14 protein-coding genes and 1 pseudogene are annotated in these 16,499 nt (G+C 63.9%); 5 read left to right on the top strand and 10 right to left on the bottom strand.

The window, feature by feature from the left end; all coding sequences use genetic code 11:
• Window positions 1-29: 29 nt before the first annotated feature.
• Window positions 30-845 (bottom strand): acyl-CoA thioesterase II, encoded by an 816-nt coding sequence (locus XH89_RS03845; RefSeq protein WP_194465808.1) that lies wholly within the window; start codon window positions 843-845, stop codon window positions 30-32.
• 94 nt (window positions 846-939) lie between these two features.
• Window positions 940-3,465 (bottom strand): glycogen/starch/alpha-glucan phosphorylase, encoded by a 2,526-nt coding sequence (locus XH89_RS03850; RefSeq protein WP_194465809.1) that lies wholly within the window; start codon window positions 3,463-3,465, stop codon window positions 940-942.
• Window positions 3,466-3,673: 208 nt separating this feature from the next.
• Between XH89_RS03850 and XH89_RS03855 the strand changes: the two genes are divergently transcribed.
• Window positions 3,674-3,913 carry a hypothetical protein gene (locus XH89_RS03855; protein ID WP_194465810.1) on the top strand — a complete coding sequence of 80 codons (240 nt, stop codon included), beginning with the start codon at window positions 3,674-3,676 and terminating at the stop codon, window positions 3,911-3,913.
• Between the two features lie 70 nt (window positions 3,914-3,983).
• Here the strand turns inward: XH89_RS03855 and XH89_RS03860 are convergent.
• A pseudogene (locus XH89_RS03860) lies at window positions 3,984-4,239 on the bottom strand (GIY-YIG nuclease family protein).
• Between the two features lie 197 nt (window positions 4,240-4,436).
• On the opposite strand from XH89_RS03860, the gene XH89_RS03865 reads away from it, so the two are divergent.
• Entirely contained in the window at window positions 4,437-4,868 is a 432-nt protein-coding gene (locus tag XH89_RS03865) for a hypothetical protein (protein WP_194465811.1), read from the top strand.
• Between the two features lie 112 nt (window positions 4,869-4,980).
• Here the strand turns inward: XH89_RS03865 and XH89_RS03870 are convergent, their stop codons facing one another.
• Window positions 4,981-5,757 carry a DUF2865 domain-containing protein gene (locus tag XH89_RS03870; protein WP_194468361.1) on the bottom strand — a complete coding sequence of 259 codons (777 nt, stop codon included), beginning with the start codon at window positions 5,755-5,757 and terminating at the stop codon, window positions 4,981-4,983.
• Between the two features lie 145 nt (window positions 5,758-5,902).
• Window positions 5,903-6,466, bottom strand: a complete 564-nt coding sequence (pyrE, locus tag XH89_RS03875) for an orotate phosphoribosyltransferase (RefSeq protein WP_092292810.1) — start codon at window positions 6,464-6,466, stop codon at window positions 5,903-5,905.
• A 198-nt stretch (window positions 6,467-6,664) separates the two neighbouring features.
• Here pyrE and XH89_RS03880 point away from each other — a divergent pair, with 198 nt between their 5' ends.
• Window positions 6,665-7,291: a glutathione S-transferase family protein gene (locus XH89_RS03880; protein ID WP_194465812.1), complete on the top strand. Its 627-nt coding sequence runs from the start codon at window positions 6,665-6,667 to the stop codon at window positions 7,289-7,291.
• Window positions 7,292-7,472: 181 nt separating this feature from the next.
• Here the strand turns inward: XH89_RS03880 and XH89_RS03885 are convergent, their stop codons facing one another.
• The 4 genes from XH89_RS03885 to XH89_RS03900 all read right to left on the bottom strand — a co-directional run bounded on the left by XH89_RS03885 (window position 7,473) and on the right by XH89_RS03900 (window position 12,769).
• Window positions 7,473-8,108: a LysE family translocator gene (locus tag XH89_RS03885; protein ID WP_194465813.1), complete on the bottom strand. Its 636-nt coding sequence runs from the start codon at window positions 8,106-8,108 to the stop codon at window positions 7,473-7,475.
• A 90-nt stretch (window positions 8,109-8,198) separates the two neighbouring features.
• Window positions 8,199-8,738: an NADPH-dependent FMN reductase gene (locus tag XH89_RS03890; RefSeq protein ID WP_194465814.1), complete on the bottom strand. Its 540-nt coding sequence runs from the start codon at window positions 8,736-8,738 to the stop codon at window positions 8,199-8,201.
• Between the two features lie 10 nt (window positions 8,739-8,748).
• Window positions 8,749-11,811 (bottom strand): DNA polymerase I, encoded by a 3,063-nt coding sequence (gene polA, locus XH89_RS03895; RefSeq protein WP_194465815.1) that lies wholly within the window; start codon window positions 11,809-11,811, stop codon window positions 8,749-8,751.
• A 100-nt stretch (window positions 11,812-11,911) separates the two neighbouring features.
• The gene (locus XH89_RS03900; protein ID WP_246767731.1) at window positions 11,912-12,769 is read right to left on the bottom strand and encodes a LysR family transcriptional regulator; all 858 of its coding nucleotides are present in this window, start codon (window positions 12,767-12,769) and stop codon (window positions 11,912-11,914) included.
• Between the two features lie 81 nt (window positions 12,770-12,850).
• On the opposite strand from XH89_RS03900, the gene XH89_RS03905 reads away from it, so the two are divergent.
• Window positions 12,851-13,822 carry a quinone oxidoreductase gene (locus XH89_RS03905; RefSeq protein WP_194465816.1) on the top strand — a complete coding sequence of 324 codons (972 nt, stop codon included), beginning with the start codon at window positions 12,851-12,853 and terminating at the stop codon, window positions 13,820-13,822.
• A gap of 5 nt (window positions 13,823-13,827) precedes the next feature.
• On the opposite strand, the gene XH89_RS03910 is transcribed toward XH89_RS03905, so the two are convergent.
• Window positions 13,828-14,898 (bottom strand): acyltransferase family protein, encoded by a 1,071-nt coding sequence (locus tag XH89_RS03910; protein ID WP_194465817.1) that lies wholly within the window; start codon window positions 14,896-14,898, stop codon window positions 13,828-13,830.
• 193 nt (window positions 14,899-15,091) lie between these two features.
• On the opposite strand from XH89_RS03910, the gene XH89_RS03915 reads away from it, so the two are divergent.
• Complete coding sequence (locus XH89_RS03915) at window positions 15,092-16,408, top strand: UDP-glucose/GDP-mannose dehydrogenase family protein (RefSeq protein ID WP_194465818.1); 1,317 nt, start codon at window positions 15,092-15,094, stop codon at window positions 16,406-16,408.
• Window positions 16,409-16,499: the final 91 nt, after the last annotated feature.

Below are 16,499 nucleotides of genomic sequence, written 5' to 3' on the forward strand. Positions count from 1 at the left end.
GCGCCGGGACGGCGTCGAGACAGTTGCACCTACGCCTTGAAATACGCGATCTGCGTCGTCGTCGCGAGCAGTCTGCCGTTCGGCGACCACAGCTCGGCGTTCTGGTCGGCGTAGCTCTTGTGCATGATTTTCGAATCGGCCGTCGCCAGCACGCGGGTGATGTCTTCAGCCGCGAGTTCCTCACCGTCGGTGTGGAAATAGGTGGTCAGCGACACCGTGCCGAACGGCACCAGCTCGCGCCGGACGTGGAAGATGCGGCCAAAGAAGGCGTCCGACATCGACATCAGCGACAGCATGTCGAGCTTGCGCGGTTCGCGATCGCTGATCCAGAGTTTTGAATAGGTGCTGGCGAGTGCGGCCTGCGGCCGCCCGATCCGCATCTCGCCCTCGACGAAGCGGAATTCATACTGGTTGGCCCAGGACGCCTTGATCTTCGGGAATGGCAGCGTCTCTTCGAATGGCTTTGCATCCGGCGCTTTTGCCGCTCGATGCTCCCAGGATGGCCGCCGCTCGGCGAACACGGCGGTGGCAAGCGTTGCGACCTCGCCGCCGCCTTGGCTGAGTTCGACGCTCCAGTGCTGGCTGGATCGGTTGGCCTTCACCAGGCGGATGTCGAGATCGAACGGACCCTTGGCGATCGGCGCGCAGTAATTGACGGTCAGCGCCAGCGGATCGCCGGAGGCTTGCGGATGCTCGATCAGCGCGCGGAGGATGGTCGCGGCAGTCGCGCCCCCGAATGGACCGACGAAGGCCCAGTAATCGTCGCTGGTGTGTCCCTGCCAACGCGAGTCGCCGGCGGTGATACGGGTGGCGTCGTCGAAGGGATGCGCGAGCTTGGCGTGCATTGTCATGTCCGGCGTTCAATGACGGACGTCATATCACATCCGCCGCCGGCTTGTGCAATTACCTCTGGGGTAGGGATCTCATGCTGCGGAAAAATCAGCTCGCCGTGTCGCGCAGCTTCTCGGCCTCCTGGAACGGAGGCGTGATCGGGTTCACCGGCACGTTCCAGATTTCCTCGGCATATTCGCGGATGGTGCGGTCGGACGAGAACCACGCCATGCGCGCGACGTTGAGGATGGAGGCTCTCGTCCAGGCCGGCGCGACCAGCCAGCGCGCATCGACCGCGCGCTGCGCCTCGTAATAGGAATCGAAATCGGCGCTGACCATATAATGATCGAGATAGCGCAGCGCATGCGCGATCGATTCGAAGCGGCCGGGATCGCCGGGCGAGAACTCGCCGACGCCGATCGCGTTGATGGCGCGCTGGAGCTTCGGTGAATTGCGGATCACGTCGGAGGCATCTAAGCCCTGCTTGCGCCGGATCATCACATCGCCGGCCTCCATGCCGAAGATCGCGATGTTCTCCGCGCCGACCTGGTCGCGGATCTCGATATTGGCGCCGTCGAGCGTACCGATGGTGATGGCGCCGTTGAGTGCCAGCTTCATGTTGCCGGTGCCGGAGGCCTCCATGCCGGCGGTCGAGATCTGCTCGGACAGGTCGGCGGCGGGAATGATCACCTCCGCCAGGCTGACATTGTAGTCCGGCAGGAACACGACCTTCAGCTTGCCGCCGATGGCGGGATCGTTGTTGACGATTTCGGCGACGTCGTTGATCAGCTTGATGATCAGTTTTGCGTATTTGTAGCTCGCCGCCGCCTTGCCCGCGAAGATCTTCACCCGCGGCACCCAGTTGCCATCCGGATCGTCCTTGATCGACTGATACAGCGCGACCGTCTCGATGATGTTGAGCAGCTGGCGCTTGTATTCGTGGATGCGCTTGATCTGCACGTCGAACAATGCGGTCGGATCGACCTTGATGCCGAGCCGCTCGCCGATCAGGCGCGCAAGCGCGGTCTTGTTGTGCAGCTTGACGCTGCGGAACTTCTTCTGGAATTCGACGTCGCTGGCGCGCGCCTCGATCTGCGAGAGCAGGGTCGGGTCGTCGAGCACGGCATCGCCGCAGGTCTCGCGCAACAGCTCGGTCAGCTTCGGGTTCGCCAGCATCAGCCAGCGGCGGAAGGTGATGCCGTTGGTCTTGTTGGTGATGCGGCCGGGATAGAGATGGTTGAGGTCGTGGAACACGGTCTCGCGCATCAAATCCGAATGCATCGCCGAGACGCCGTTGATGCGGTGCGAGCCGACGAAGGCGAGCTGGCCCATGCGGACGCGGCGTCCGCTCTTCTCGTCGATCAGCGAGACCGAGGCGCGGAAGTCGATGTCGCCGGGCGCGCGTGCTTCAGCCAGGGCCAGATGCTGGACGTTGATACGGTAGATGATCTCGAGATGCCGCGGCAACAGTCGCTCGAACAGCTCGACCGGCCAGGTCTCCAGCGCTTCGGGCAGCAGCGTATGATTGGTGTAGGAGAGGGTGGCGACCGTGATCTTCCAGGCCTCGTCCCAGCGGAAGTTGTGGAGATCGACGAGGATGCGCATCAGCTCGGTGACGGCGAGGCTCGGATGGGTGTCGTTGAGCTGCACCGCGACCTTGGACGACAGGCTGCGGAGCTGGCCGTCCGACGACAGATGCCGTTTGACCAGGTCCTGTAGCGAGGCCGAGACGAAGAAATATTCCTGCCGCAGCCGCAGTTCGCGGCCCGCCGGGCTCTCATCGTTCGGGTAGAGGAATTTGCAGATCGCTTCCGCGCGCGCCTGCTCGGCGCTGGCGCTGACATAGTCGCCCATGTTGAAAGCGTCGAGCTTGAGCGGATCGGGCGAGCGCGCCGACCACAGCCGCAGCGCGTTGACGTGCTGGCCACGCCAGCCGACGATCGGCGTGTCATAGGCGATCGCCTGCACCGTTTCGCCCGGATGCCAGATCGCGCGGTCGCGGCCTCTGTCGTCAACATGCTCGACGCCGCCGCCGAAATTGACGTCGTAGATCACTTCCGGCCGCTGCAATTCCCAGGGGTTGCCGAAGCCGAGCCACTCGTCCGGATATTCCTGCTGCCAGCCCTGATTGATGATCTGGCGGAACAGGCCGTAATCGTAGCGGATGCCATAGCCGATCGCGGGGATCGACAGCGTGGCCATGCTCTCCATGAAGCAGGCGGCGAGCCGCCCGAGGCCGCCATTGCCGAGCGCGGCGTCCGGCTCGCATTTGCGCAGCTCGGGCAGCGAGACACCGAGATCGCCGAGCGCGACCTCGAAGATCTTGAGTAGGCCCATGTTGTTGAGCGCATCGGTGAAGAGGCGGCCGATCAGGAATTCGAGCGAAAGATAATAGACGCGCTTGCGGCCTGCGTCGTAGCTGCGCTTCTCGGCCGAAAGCCAGCGATGCACGATGCGGTCGCGCAGCGCCAGCGCCGCGGCCTGGTACCAGTCGTGCCTGGTCGCCATGCCCGCGTCCTTGCCGATGGCAAGGCGCAGCTTCGCCAGGATCGCGCCCTTGATCTCCGCCAGCGCGAGCTCGTCGATCGGCTGACCGGGGGCGGGGAAATTTGGCTGGAACGATTGATCTTGCAAGGCCGTCACTTCCTGGTCGACAGAAACACCACTAAACCCTACGCGTCTTGCCCCTGCACCGGAACCATCGCTGGCGCGGCCGTGCACTGCGCTGGCGTAAAATTATGCAAGGAATGGGCCGGTTTGGGAACCCGGAGCAGCACGGAGGAACGCTGATTTGGTGCTAGAGTGGGCGCAGATTCAGCCATCAGTGTGGAGGAGACGCCCCATGAAACCTCTGATGAGACTGCTGATCGAAATCGCGACCGCAGCGCTTCTCGTCATCTGCATCGCCACCTCGAGCGCCGCCTTCGCCGCCGGCAAGCGCAGCGCCGATGGCCTCAGCTGCGCCGTCTCGCTCCCGCAAAACGCAACGCCAGCGCAACGCTGCGCCGCCATCAAGCGCCAATGCGGCGGCAAGTTCTACGCGAGTGCGTGCGGGGACAAGCTGATGTCGGCGGTGAATTGAGGCGTTGGACGAAGCGAAACTGTCGCCCCATTGTCGTCCTGGCGAAAGCCAGGACCCATTACCCCGACTGTCAGATGAGGCCCGACTGATCATTCCAGTCAGGATTTTCTCGCTCGATCAACTTGATCTTCCAATCGCGTTTCCAGAATTTCAGCTGCTTCTCGCGCGCAATGGCTTCCTGCGGTGTCGCAAATGCCAAGGCGGAAGACCTTGTACTTCTGCACGAACTTGGAACCGCGACCCGAACGGTGCAGGTCAATCCGCGCGCGGATGTTATTGTGATGGCGGCTCGCCAGAATATAGACGTAGTAGCTGCCTGCGCTCATGGGTGCGGCTCAAGCTCGCAAGAGCAACGCTGACCGGGGTAATGGGTCCTGGCTTTCGCCAGGACGACGGCTTTTAGCAACCAGCTGTTCAGCATCAGAACAAATTAAGAACACTTTAGCAAGTCTTTGATATATCATTGTGATTCGGCGCATTGCCGACACAATATCTAGGGTCTGTCAGACGTTGCGAGGACTACATGTCCACCATTGCCTTCGATCAATTTGCTCTCACCCGGATCGCCGATTTCGCACGGTCGCTGTCGCGGTTGCATCAGGCGGCGCGGCGCTATGCCGTCGACGATGACCAGTTTGATCGCGAGTTCAACGCGGTGTGCCAGTCGATCTGGGGCTACACGATCGACGACATTAGCGACGATCTGTTCACGGCCGCAGATCATCACTTCCTGGACACGCTGGACGAAGCGCATGCGCGGATCTTTGCGGCCGAGCAGGGTTATGACCTTGTCAGCGAGACTGGCATGCTGACCGACTGGTGGGGCTTCTGCTGGATGATTCTCGCCGAGAAGCGCGGCCTGCTCACGGCGGAAAACCGCGCTGCCGCGCGCGCGGCGATCGAGGAGAAATATCTGGCCGCGCCGAATGTGATCGGGGTGATTATCGGGCGGTAGCGCCGCGACCTCCGTCATTGCGAGGAGCTCTTGCGACGAAGCAATCGAGAGTGCCGCCGCAGAAGCATTTCTGGATTGCTTCGCTACGCTCGCAATGACGGCGTGGAGGGCCTTAATCCAGCCCCGCCCGCTTCGCCGATTTCGCCGGCGACTTCGGTGCCGTTACGTCAGGCAGTGTCTCGCGCACGATCTCGGCGGACGGCGCATCGGCCGCCACCGTGTCCGCGCGAACTGGGGCCACCCTCATCTCGCCGAGCCGGGCGCGGACCTGCGCGGTGAGGCCGGGATAGGAAGCGACGGGCGTGAACTCCGCGGTCTGCTCCTGGCCAAGCCGGACGCCGGTATAGGCGACCAGGCCGTCAGTGGTGGCAATGACGTCGCCGGCCTTCAGCGACGAGTCGAGGGCCAAATCGACCGGAGCGAGGCCGGCCGGCTCGCGGCCGTTGCAGGTGCAATCCGCGCGCAGCGCCTTGCGATAGGCGAACGCGTTCTCGCTGTCGGCGTAGCGCTCACCGGTCTGCGAATAGGCGCCGTCGATCGAGGAGCCGAAATAGACCTTGGTCGTGCTGGCAGGACAGAAGGCCTGACACATCTGCGCCGGCGAGGCGAGGCCGCGCATCAGCGGAAAATATTTGCCGTCACAGCTGCGCACGCAGAACGCCGGGCCAGAGCCGCCGGCCGCCGCCGAGCGCGTCGGCGGCACATATTGCGGCTGGACGGCCGGGTTCTGCTGACCGGTGAAGGGATCGGCATAGGAGTTCGCCTGCTGCGGCACGTCGCGTTGAGGCCGCTGCTGCATTCCGCCGAAGAAGAAGTCGAACAGGCCTTCGGCTGAAACCGGGGCCGGGGCGGCAAGCAGCGGGCTTGCGAGAATGGCGGCCAAAAGCATCGCGCGACGCCGCGCATGGGATACAATCGTACGCAACGCTTACTCCACCCGACGCTACTGAAGCGGCCGCGACCATCAGGTCTCAGCACATGATTCACCATAGAGCGGGATGGTAAATGAGCGGTTGAGGGGGCGCCTCGGGCCGCTATGCCTTCAGGAATTCCGAGGCCTTGTACAGCGAGCGGAACGGCAGGCCGGCCGCGCCGAACGTGTCGGTGGCGCCTTCCTCGCGATCGACCATGGTCAGCACCAGCACCACTTCAGCGCCGGTTTCGCGCACGGATTCCACCGCCTTCATCGCCGAGCCGCCGGTCGTGGTGACGTCCTCGACGATCACGACGCGCTTGCCGGCGAGCGTTTCGCCTTTCGGCAGGCCTTCGATCGCGAGCCTGGCGCCGTGCTCCTTCGGCTTCTTGCGCACGAAGAAGGCCGCGATCGGATGGCCCTTGATCCAGGAGATCTGCGCCAGCGCGCCGGCGAGCGGTACCGCGCCCATTTCGAGGCCGCCGATGAAATCGAGATTATCGTCCTTCAGCGCCTCGTAGGTCAGCTCGGCGAGCAGGGTCGCGCCTTCGGGGTCGAGCATGGTCGGCTTGAGGTTGAAATAGAAATCGCTCTTGCGGCCCGACGCGAGCGTCACCTCACCGCGGCCGAAGGAGCGGCGACGGATGATTTCGAACAGGCGGGCTCGGGAGGCAGATTTCGACACGGTGGTCCCTCGAACAGGGTTTTGAGAGGTGGCGGAATTTATCCGCGACAGCGGCGACATTCCAGAGGGGGCGTCCCCAGTCAACAGGGATCGGCCATCCCGGTCCGCCGGTTGTGGCGGCACAACCTTCTGGAGTAGGTGGAGGCCCGATATCGTGGGCAAGAAACTGGGCAAGAAACTGGGCAAGGAAACAGGCAAATGACCATCGAGCTGCACACCTGGAACACGCCGAACGGCCGCAAAATCTCGGTCGCCCTTGAGGAAATGGGGCTGCCCTACAAAGTGGTTCCGGTGAACATCACCAACGGCGAGCAAATGGCGCCGGCGTTCCTCAAGCTTTCCCCCAATAACAAGATCCCCGCGATCGTCGATCCCGAGGGGCCGGACGGCAAGCCGGTCAGTGTCTTCGAATCCGGCGCGATTCTGCTCTATCTCGGCGAAAAGACCGGCAAATTCCTGCCGAAATCGCTCGCAGGCCGCATCCCCGTCTACGAATGGCTGATGTGGCAGATGGGCGGTTTCGGCCCGATGCCCGGCCAGGTGCATCATTTCATTGCACTCGAGAACGAGCAGGACCGTGCCTACGGGCTCAAGCGCTTCATGGCGGAGACCCGCCGGCTTTACGGCGTGCTGGACCGTCGCCTGGACGGCCGGGACTTTGTCGCCGGCGATCTCTCGATCGCCGATTTCGCCATCCTGGGCTGGGCCTGGCGCCACCCTCGCCACAAGGTTGATCTCGCCGACTTCCCCAACGTCAAGCGCTGGTATGAGGCGCTGATGGCCCGCCCCGCGGTGAAGCGCGGCATGGAGGCGAAGCTGGATTGATTTTCGCTTTTACCCTCCCCTGGAGGGGGAGGGTCGATCGCGCGCAGCGCGAGCGGGGTGGGATGATCTCTCCACTCGGGCACCGCTTCGGTGGAGAGACTGTCACCCCACCCCGCTACGCATTCCGCTTCGCTCCATGCGCAGCGACCCTCCCCCTCCAGGGGAGGGTGAAGAAAGAATCTCACACCTTCTTCGCTTCCACCGCCATCCGCACGGCAAGCCCGGCCAGCACGGTGCCCATCAGCCAGCGCTGCACCAGCATCCAGCTCGGCCGGCTTGCCAGGAACAGCGCGATCGATCCGGCGGCGAGCGCGATCATCGCATTGACGCTGACGCTGATTGCGATCTGGATCGCGCCCAGTGCCACCGACTGCGTCAGCACGCTACCGGCGGCGGGATCGATGAACTGCGGCAGCAGCGCCAGATATAGCATCGCGATCTTCGGATTGAGCAGGTTGGTGACGAAGCCCATCGCGAACAATTTGCGCGGGCTGTCGATCGCGAGCTTCTTGACCTGAAACGGCGAGCGTCCGCCCGGCTTCACCGCCTGCCAGGCCAGCCACAACAGATAACCGGCGCCGGCAAAGCGCAGCGCGTCATAGGCAAAGGGGATGGCGAGCAGCAGCGCCGTGATGCCGAACGCCGCACACAGCATGTAGAATACAAAGCCCAGCGCGACGCCGCCGAGCGAGACGATGCCGGCCGCCGGTCCCTGCGTGATCGAGCGCGAGATCAGATAGATCATGTTCGGTCCTGGCGTGAGCACGAGACCAAGGCAGACGAGAGCAAAGCCGAGCAGGGCGGAGGTGTGGGGCATGGCTGAACCGGTGCAGGAGATGCACCGGTTCTAATGTGCGCGGCGCGGCGCCGCCATCGCGCAATTGCACGGAGGACAATTCATTTGACGCTACACGTCAGCTTGCGCGGTGCCGATGAACGCCGCGAAACGCTCGATTGCCAAACGCAAAGGCTCGGCCAGGGCAGGATCGGCGGCGATGCTGTGCTCGTCCCAGGCGCCGCCCAGCAGCGGCAGCGTCACGCAGGCCTCCGTGGCGAGCCGTGCCGACATCGTCTCCAGCGTCAGCGTCAGGGCCGCCAGCCCGTGTGTCGCGCGCGGTGACGTGTTGATCAGAGCGACGGGCTTGTCTGGAAATTCGTGGCTGCCGACGAGCCAGTCGAGCGCGTTCTTCAGCACGCCTGCGACGCCGCGGGCATATTCGGGGCTCGAGATCAGGAGGCCGTCGACGCTGCCGATCAGGTGGCGCATCACCCCGACCGCTGCAGGCACATCATCGCCATCGAGATCCGGATTGAAGAAAGGCAGATCCGCAATTCCCTCGAACAGGATCACCTCGACGCCAGCGGGCGCGAGCCGAGCGGCTGCGCGCAAGACCGCGGTATTGCTCGAACCTGCGCGCAGGCTGCCGGAGATGGCGGCGATCTTCATGGGGTGGCCGTCAGTGCGCCTCGTCCCAGTTCTTGGCCGCACGCGCGTCGACGTGCAGTGGGACCGACAACAGCACGGCCGGGAACGGCGCGTCCTGCATCACGTGCTGCACGACGGGAAGCGTCTTCTCGACCTCGGCATCCGGTACCTCGAAGATCAGTTCGTCGTGCACCTGAAGCAGCATCTGTGCCGAGAGCTTCTTTTCGGTAAGCGCATCCTCCACTCGCGTCATGGCGCGGCGGATGATGTCCGCGGCGGTGCCCTGAAGCCTCGCATTGATCGCGGCGCGTTCGTTGAAGGCGCGCACCGAGGCGTTGGATGCTTTGATGTCAGGATAGTGGCACTTGCGGCCGAACAGCGTGGTGACGTAGCCGTGGCTCCGGCAGAAATCGCGCGTCTCGTCCATATAGGCGCGGATGCCGGGGAAGCGCTCGAAGTATTTCTTGATGTAGGCCGAGGCCTCCTCGCGGGCGATGCCGAGCTGGTTGGCGAGGCCGAACGCCGAGATGCCGTAGATGATGCCGAAATTGATCGCCTTGGCGCGGCGGCGAATCTCGCTCGGCATGCCCTTGATCGGTACGCCGAACATTTCCGATGCGGTCATCGCGTGAATGTCGAGGCCGTCGCGGAACGCCTGCTTCAACACGGGGATGTCCGCGATCTCCGCCAGCAGCCGCAGCTCGATCTGCGAATAGTCCGCGGAGACCAGCTTATGGCCTGGTGTCGCGATGAAGGCGCGGCGGATTTTTCGGCCGTCCTCGGTACGAACAGGAATGTTCTGCAGGTTCGGCTCGTTCGACGACAGCCGGCCCGTGGTGGTCGCGGCCAGGGCGTAGGTCGTGTGCACGCGATGGGTCTGCGGATTGACATAGGTCGGCAGCGCGTCGGTGTAGGTCGATTTCAGCTTCGAGACCTGCCGCCACTCCAGAATCTTGCGCGGAAAATCGTGACCCTGCTCGGCGAGCTCGTCGAGCACCTGCGCGGTGGTCGACCACGCGCCGGTCTTGGTCTTGGTACCTCCAGGCAAGCCCATCTTGCCGAACAGGATGTCGCCGATCTGCTTGGGGCTGCCGACGTTGACCGGCTCGCCGGCGATCTGCTGGATCTCGGCCTCGACGCGTGCGGCGGTCTGGGCGAAATCACCTGACAGCCGCGACAGCACCTGGCGGTCGATCGAGATGCCACGCCGCTCCATGCGCGCAAGCACGGAGACCAGCGGCCGCTCCAGCGTCTCGTAGACCGTCGTCATGTGTTCTGCGACGAGGCGCGGTTTCAGCACGCGCCACACCCGCAGGGCGATGTCGGCGCTCTCAGCCGACAGCGGCGCCGCCTTGTCGATCGGCACCTGGTCGAAGGTGATCTTGCCCTTGCCGCTGCCGAGCAGCTCGTTCTCCTTCAGCATGGCATGGCCGAACCAGCGCTCGGCAAGCGATTCGATTGCATGTGAGCCGCGGCCGGCATCGAGCACGTAGGAGATCAGCAGCGCATCGTCGATGTTGCGCAAAGTGATGCCGTGCTGCGTCAGCATGACGGCAGCGAACTTGATGTCGAAACCGATCTTGAGAATTCCTGATGATTCCAGCACGGGACGCAGCGCGTTGATTGCGTCGGCGTGCTTGACCTGATCCGGCGCGAGACCGGCGTCGAACAGACCGGCACCGCCGCCGGACTGCTTGTGCGCCAGCGGGACGTAGCAGGCCTCGTTCGGCGCCAGCGCCAATGCAATACCGCAGAGATCGGCCTGCATCGGATCGATGGAACTGGCCTTGATCTCGATCGCGACATGGCCGGCATCATGGATGCGTGCGATGAAGGCGTTGAGTTCCTTCAGCGACTTGATTGCCTGATACTTGGCTCGGTCGACCGGAAGCTTGCGCAGCGCTTCCTCGCGTGCAGCGGCGAGCGAGATCGGTGCGCCCTTGGGGCTCGCAGCCTTGTCCTCCTTGCCAGCCGATGCGTTGCGCTCGCCCGGTCGGGGCTGCGGCACCGTGCCGATCCCCGGCGTCGGCGCGACATCGGAGGGCGGCAGCGGCGAGAACACGCTGGCGCCGCTGGCATAGCCGGGATCGGCGTCGACATTGGAAGGATCGATCTGCGAATAATCGGCGACACGCCGCGTCAGCGTGGTGAATTCCATCGCCTTCAGGAAGGCGATCAGCTTGCGCGCATCGGGCTCGTGGACGGCGAGGTCGTCGAGCGGCACCTCGAGACCGACCTTGTCATCGAGCAGGACGAGCTGCCGCGAGATGCGCGCCTTCTCGGCGTTTTCGAGCAAGGCTTCGCGGCGCTTCGGCTGCTTGATCTCGGTGGCGCGGAACAGGAGCTGTTCGAGGTCGCCATATTCGACGATCAGCTGCGCCGCGGTCTTGATGCCGATGCCGGGCACGCCGGGCACGTTGTCGGTGGAATCGCCGGCCAGCGCCTGCACCTCGACGACCTTCTCCGGCGGCACGCCGAACTTCTCGATCACCTCGGGGATGCCGATGCGGCGATCCTTCATGGTGTCGTACATCGTGATCTTGTCGTTCACGAGCTGCATCAGATCCTTGTCGGAGGACACGATGGTCGTGGTGGCGCCGCGTTCGCTCGCCTGCCGCGCATAGGTGGCGATGAGATCGTCGGCCTCGAAGCCGGTCTGTTCCAGGCAGGGCAGGTCGAAGGCGCGCACGGCTTCGCGGATCAGGGCGAATTGCGGAATCAGATCATCGGGTGCCGGCGGCCGGTGTGCCTTGTACTCGGGATAGATCTTGTTGCGGAAGGTCACTTCCGACTTGTCGAACACGATGGCCAGATGCGTCGGCCGATTGTCCGCGGGCATGTCGCGGAGCAGCTTCCACAGCATGTTGCAGAAGCCGAGCACGGCATTGACCTGCAGACCGTCGGATTTGCGGTTCAGCGGCGGCAGCGCGTGATAGGCGCGGAAGATGTAGCCGGAACCATCGACCAGGAAGATATGGTCGCCTTTTCCAGCCGCCTTGGCTGCAACCGGTTTGGCAGCAGCTGTCGCAGCAGCGGGCTTGGTGTCGGCTTTGGCTGAGGTCTTCGGGGATGTCTTGGGGGAGCTCTTGGGCATGGCCGCAATGTATGAATTTTTGCGGCAAAAGACAGCCTCGACAGGGCGCAAATTTGCCGACTCACACAGACAAATCAAGGCATCGGCAAAGGCCGCCAGATCAGGCCAGGCAGCCCTCGATGAAACTCGCCACCGCGCGCACCGCCGGCGTGCGGCGCAGGTCGCGATGGACGACCAGCCAGATTTCGCGCCCGACCGGGCGTCCGCCGATGTCATGCCGCTCGAGCCGCGGATCGGCATCGCCAAGGAATCTTGGCAACGCCGCCAGCCCAATTCCTGTCCTGGCGGCCGCTGCCTGGTTCTCCAGATCATTGGTGCGCAGCACGATCTCGCGCGATCCGGCAAAGCGCCTTAGCCAGCGCTGTTGGGGAGCTTCATCCATGCTGGCATCGTAGGCGATGAAGGCGAAGGCGTGTGGATGTGTTGCCCTCAGATATTCGGGCGAGCCGTAGAGAGCGAACTCGAAATAGCCGATCTTGCGGGCGATCAGCCCCGGCTCCGTCGGGCGGGACAGGCGAAGCGCCAGATCGGCCTCGCGTCGATTGAGTGAAGCCGTACGCTTCTCGCCGATCAGCTTGATCGTGATGCCAGGGTGCTGTTGTCGCAGCCGGATCAGCTTCGGCGCGATCAGAAGATTGGCGAGCGAAGGTGGCGCGCTGATCGCGATCTCGCCGCCGACCTCCGATTTCGAGGCTTGCGCGGCGCGCTCAACCGCAAATGACGTCTCCGCCATCGGTGCACCGGTCTTGGCGATGCGCTTGCCGTCCTCGGTGAGCTCATAGCTGCGCGGCCTGCGGTCCACGAGCTTCAGCGACATCGATGCCTCCAGCGCGGCGACCCGGCGGGCTACGGTCACGTGATCGACATTGAGGCTCCGTGCCGCGGCTGACAGGCTGCCCTCGCGTGCGAGCGCCAGAAAATGCTGCAGGTCGGTCCAGTCCATTGTGCGAAATCTCACATCACAAGCTCAATTATGGACAGTTTCGCAGATTCTCGGATCGATCCATAGTTCCTTCGATCGTCGAGAGGACGCCGCAACATGGCCGTGATGATGAGAGTGAAGGCGCCGGGCGGCGTAGACCAGCTCGAACTGGCAAGCGCCGATCTGCCGCCGCCCGGCCGCGGGGAGGTCCGGCTGCGGCAAACCGCGATCGGCGTCAATTTCATCGACATCTACCAGCGCCTCGGCCTCTACGCCCTCCCTCCCGAGCGAATTCCCGGCGTCGAGGCCGTCGGCGTCGTTGCGGCATTGGGTAGCGAGGTCACCGGTCTCGAGGTCGGGGATCGTGTCGCTTATGCGGGCACGCCGGTCGGCGCCTACGCGTCCGAGCGCAACATGCCCGCCTGGCGATGCGTGAAGATTCCAGCCGGTCTACCGGACGAGCTCGTCGCCGCAGCGTTCGTCAAGGGCATTACAGCAGACATGCTGCTTGGTCGCGTGTTTCCAGTCGGTCGCGGGACGAGTGTTCTCGTCCATAGCGCCGCGGGAGGGCTCGGGCAGCTATTGACGCGCTGGGCGAGTGCGCGCGGCGCGGTGGTGATCGGAACCGTGGGTTCGCCAGCGAAAGTCGACATCGCCCGTGCCGCCGGCGCGCGCCATGTGATCGTCGGGCGGGACGCCGATTTTGCCGCGGCCGTCGCTGATTTCACCACCGGAGCCGGCGTCGATGTCGCCTATGACGGCGTCGGCGGGACGACCTTGCAGAAGACTTTCGGCTGCGTGCGGCCATTCGGCGTCGTGGCGAGCATTGGACAATCGGCCGGGCCGATTCCGTCCGTCGAGGTCAACGAACTCGGGCCGCGGCGCAGCCTCATGTTGGCGCGTCCGAGTGTCATGGCCCACATGAACGATGCCAGTGCGTATCGGGCTTCTGCCGAACGGGTGCTTGCCGCGATGGCAGAGGGCGTGCTCACGGTGATCGGCAAAGCCTACAGCCTGCAGGACGCGGCGCTGGCGCAAGCCGATCTGGAAGCCGGGCGTACGACGGGAGCTCTCTATCTGCGACCCTGATCGGCCTATTCCGCGGCCTGCAGCACCGGGCCTGCCTTTTTCGGGGCGATCCAGAATGTGTCCGGTCGCTCGAACAGGAAGTCGGCGTGCAGCAGCAAGGCGGCCCGCCAGATCGCGAGCGATCCGAGCACGCCGACGACGGTCACGATCAGCGACACCGTGCCGATGTCGGAGATGATGCTCGCGCGCAGCAGCAGTGTGCGCGTTGCGGCCATCGGCAGGAAGAATGCGAGATATATCACGATCGAATGCTCGCCGCAGAAGCGGAGAAAGTTGCACCAATGCGCGCGTGCGAGCAGCGTCCCGATGGTGATGATCGCGCACGCGCCGGCAAAACCGAGCATGAGCGAGACGATTTTCCATTCGCTGGCGCCGAGCGCGACGAGGCCGGCATTCGTGATCGCCCAGGTCGCGAGCGCGGCGAGCGCCAGGGCAGGATGATGGCGCGCGCGATCCGACAGCGCGAACACGTAAGGCGCAAACAGATAGCCCGAATAGAAATAGACGAAGCGTGCGCAGAACTCGTCGATCACGGTCCAGCCGGTCGTGATGCGCGCCGTCTCCAAGGCGGCCGCCGCGAACCAGATCGCAAGCGGCGGGAATTTGCGTGTCAGTTTTGTGACGACGAAGAAGACCGGCAGCAGGTAGATGAACCAGAGCGTGCCGAAGGGTTCGACGAAGGATTCGAGATACAGCACACCCACATCGCGCCAGCCGGTTTCAGCGGCAAACGCCGGGGCCTTGAAGCCGAACTGGATTGTCACCCAGACGACATAAAAATAGGCGAAATGCACCACCTTGCGGTCGAGATAGGTTCGCCAGTCCCGATCGATCACCAGCGGCAGGAACAGGCCAGAAATCAGGAAGAAATCCGGCATCCGGAACGGTTTTGCGAAAGCCACCAGGACATGCATGAAGCCGGTCTCACCGGCGGCGAGCTCGACGCCCAGAACCGAATGCATCATCACGACCATGACGATGCAGATGCCCTTGGCATAGTCGACCCAGTCGACGCGCGCGGCAGCTGAGGCTTTGGGGAACCTTTCGCTCGCGGCTGATGTGCCTGATCGTGCCATGTGTCTCGTTTCGAGGCGTGTTCCGCCCGGTTCTGTGTGGGCGTGGGGCAGTGTGGCGCCCAGTGGTTTCCGACTTCTTTACCGGTACAAATCGCGTGCCGGTTTCTGAGCGCGGGCTCTTCCTTCCCGACGGGAAAATGCTAAACCGCCCCCGGATTGGGGCTTTGTTAACCAAGCTGAAACAGGGATTTTCATGCGCATCACGATGATCGGCACGGGTTACGTGGGACTGGTGTCCGGGGCCTGCTTTGCTGATTTCGGCCACGACGTGGTTTGTGTCGACAAGGACGAGAGGAAGATCGCGGCGCTTCATCGCGGTGAAATCCCGATCTACGAACCGGGCCTCGACGAGCTGGTCGCAACCAACGTCAAGGCCAAGCGCCTGAGCTTCACCACTGATCTGTCGCAGCCGGTTGCGGATGCCGATGCCGTGTTCATCGCCGTCGGCACGCCCTCGCGCCGCGGCGACGGCCATGCCGATCTCTCCTATGTGTACGCCGCCGCGAAGGAGATCGCGCAATCGTTGTCGGGCTTCACCGTGGTGGTGACGAAGTCGACCGTGCCTGTCGGCACCGGCGACGAGGTCGAGCGCATCATCCGCGAGACCAATCCGAAGGCGGACGTCGTGGTCGCCTCCAATCCGGAGTTCCTGCGCGAGGGCGCGGCGATCCGCGACTTCAAATTCCCCGACCGCGTCGTGGTCGGCACCTCCGACGAGCGCGGCCGCAAGGTGATGGGCGACATCTACCGCCCGTTGTCGCTGAATCAGGCGCCGCTGATGTTCACCGCGCGTCGCACCGCCGAGATGATCAAATACGCCGCGAATGCGTTCCTGGCGACCAAGATCACCTTCATCAACGAGATCGCGGATCTCTCCGAGAAGGTCGGCGCCAACGTGCAGGAGGTCGCGCGCGGCATTGGCCTGGATAACCGCATCGGTACCAAGTTCCTGCACGCCGGTCCCGGCTTCGGCGGCTCCTGTTTCCCCAAGGACACCAAAGCGCTGATCAAGATCGCGCAGGACTACGACGTCTCCTTGCGCATCGTCGAATCCGTGCTGGCGGTCAACGAGAACCGCAAGCGCGCGATGGCGCGCAAAGTGAGCCAGGCGCTCGGCGGCTCCTTGCGCGGCAAGACCATCGCGGTGCTCGGCCTCACCTTCAAGCCCGACACCGACGACATGCGCGATGCGCCATCGATCCCGCTGGTCACAGGTCTCCTCGACATGGGCGCGAAGGTAAAGGCGTTCGACCCGGTCGGCATGGAGCAGGCCAAGAGCGAGTTGCCAAACATCACCTATTGCGAGGATGCCTATTCCTGCGCGCAAGGCGCCGACGCGATGGTCGTCGTCACCGAATGGGTGCAGTTCCGTGGCCTCGACCTCGACCGGTTGAAGGCGACCATGGCGCAGCCCGTCGTCGTCGATCTTCGCAACATCTACAGCCCCGACGACATGGCCGCGGCCGGCTTCACCTATGAGAGCGTCGGACGCCCGTCCGTGCAGGGCTGACGATCCTTCATCGCGCATAATTCCGTCATGGCCGGGCTTGTCCCGGCCATCCACGTCTGTTTTCTAGGCGCGTCAGATAACGTGGATGCCC

The organism is Bradyrhizobium sp. CCBAU 53340 (genome assembly GCF_015291645.1).
Taxonomy (GTDB): Bacteria; Pseudomonadota; Alphaproteobacteria; order Rhizobiales; family Xanthobacteraceae; genus Bradyrhizobium.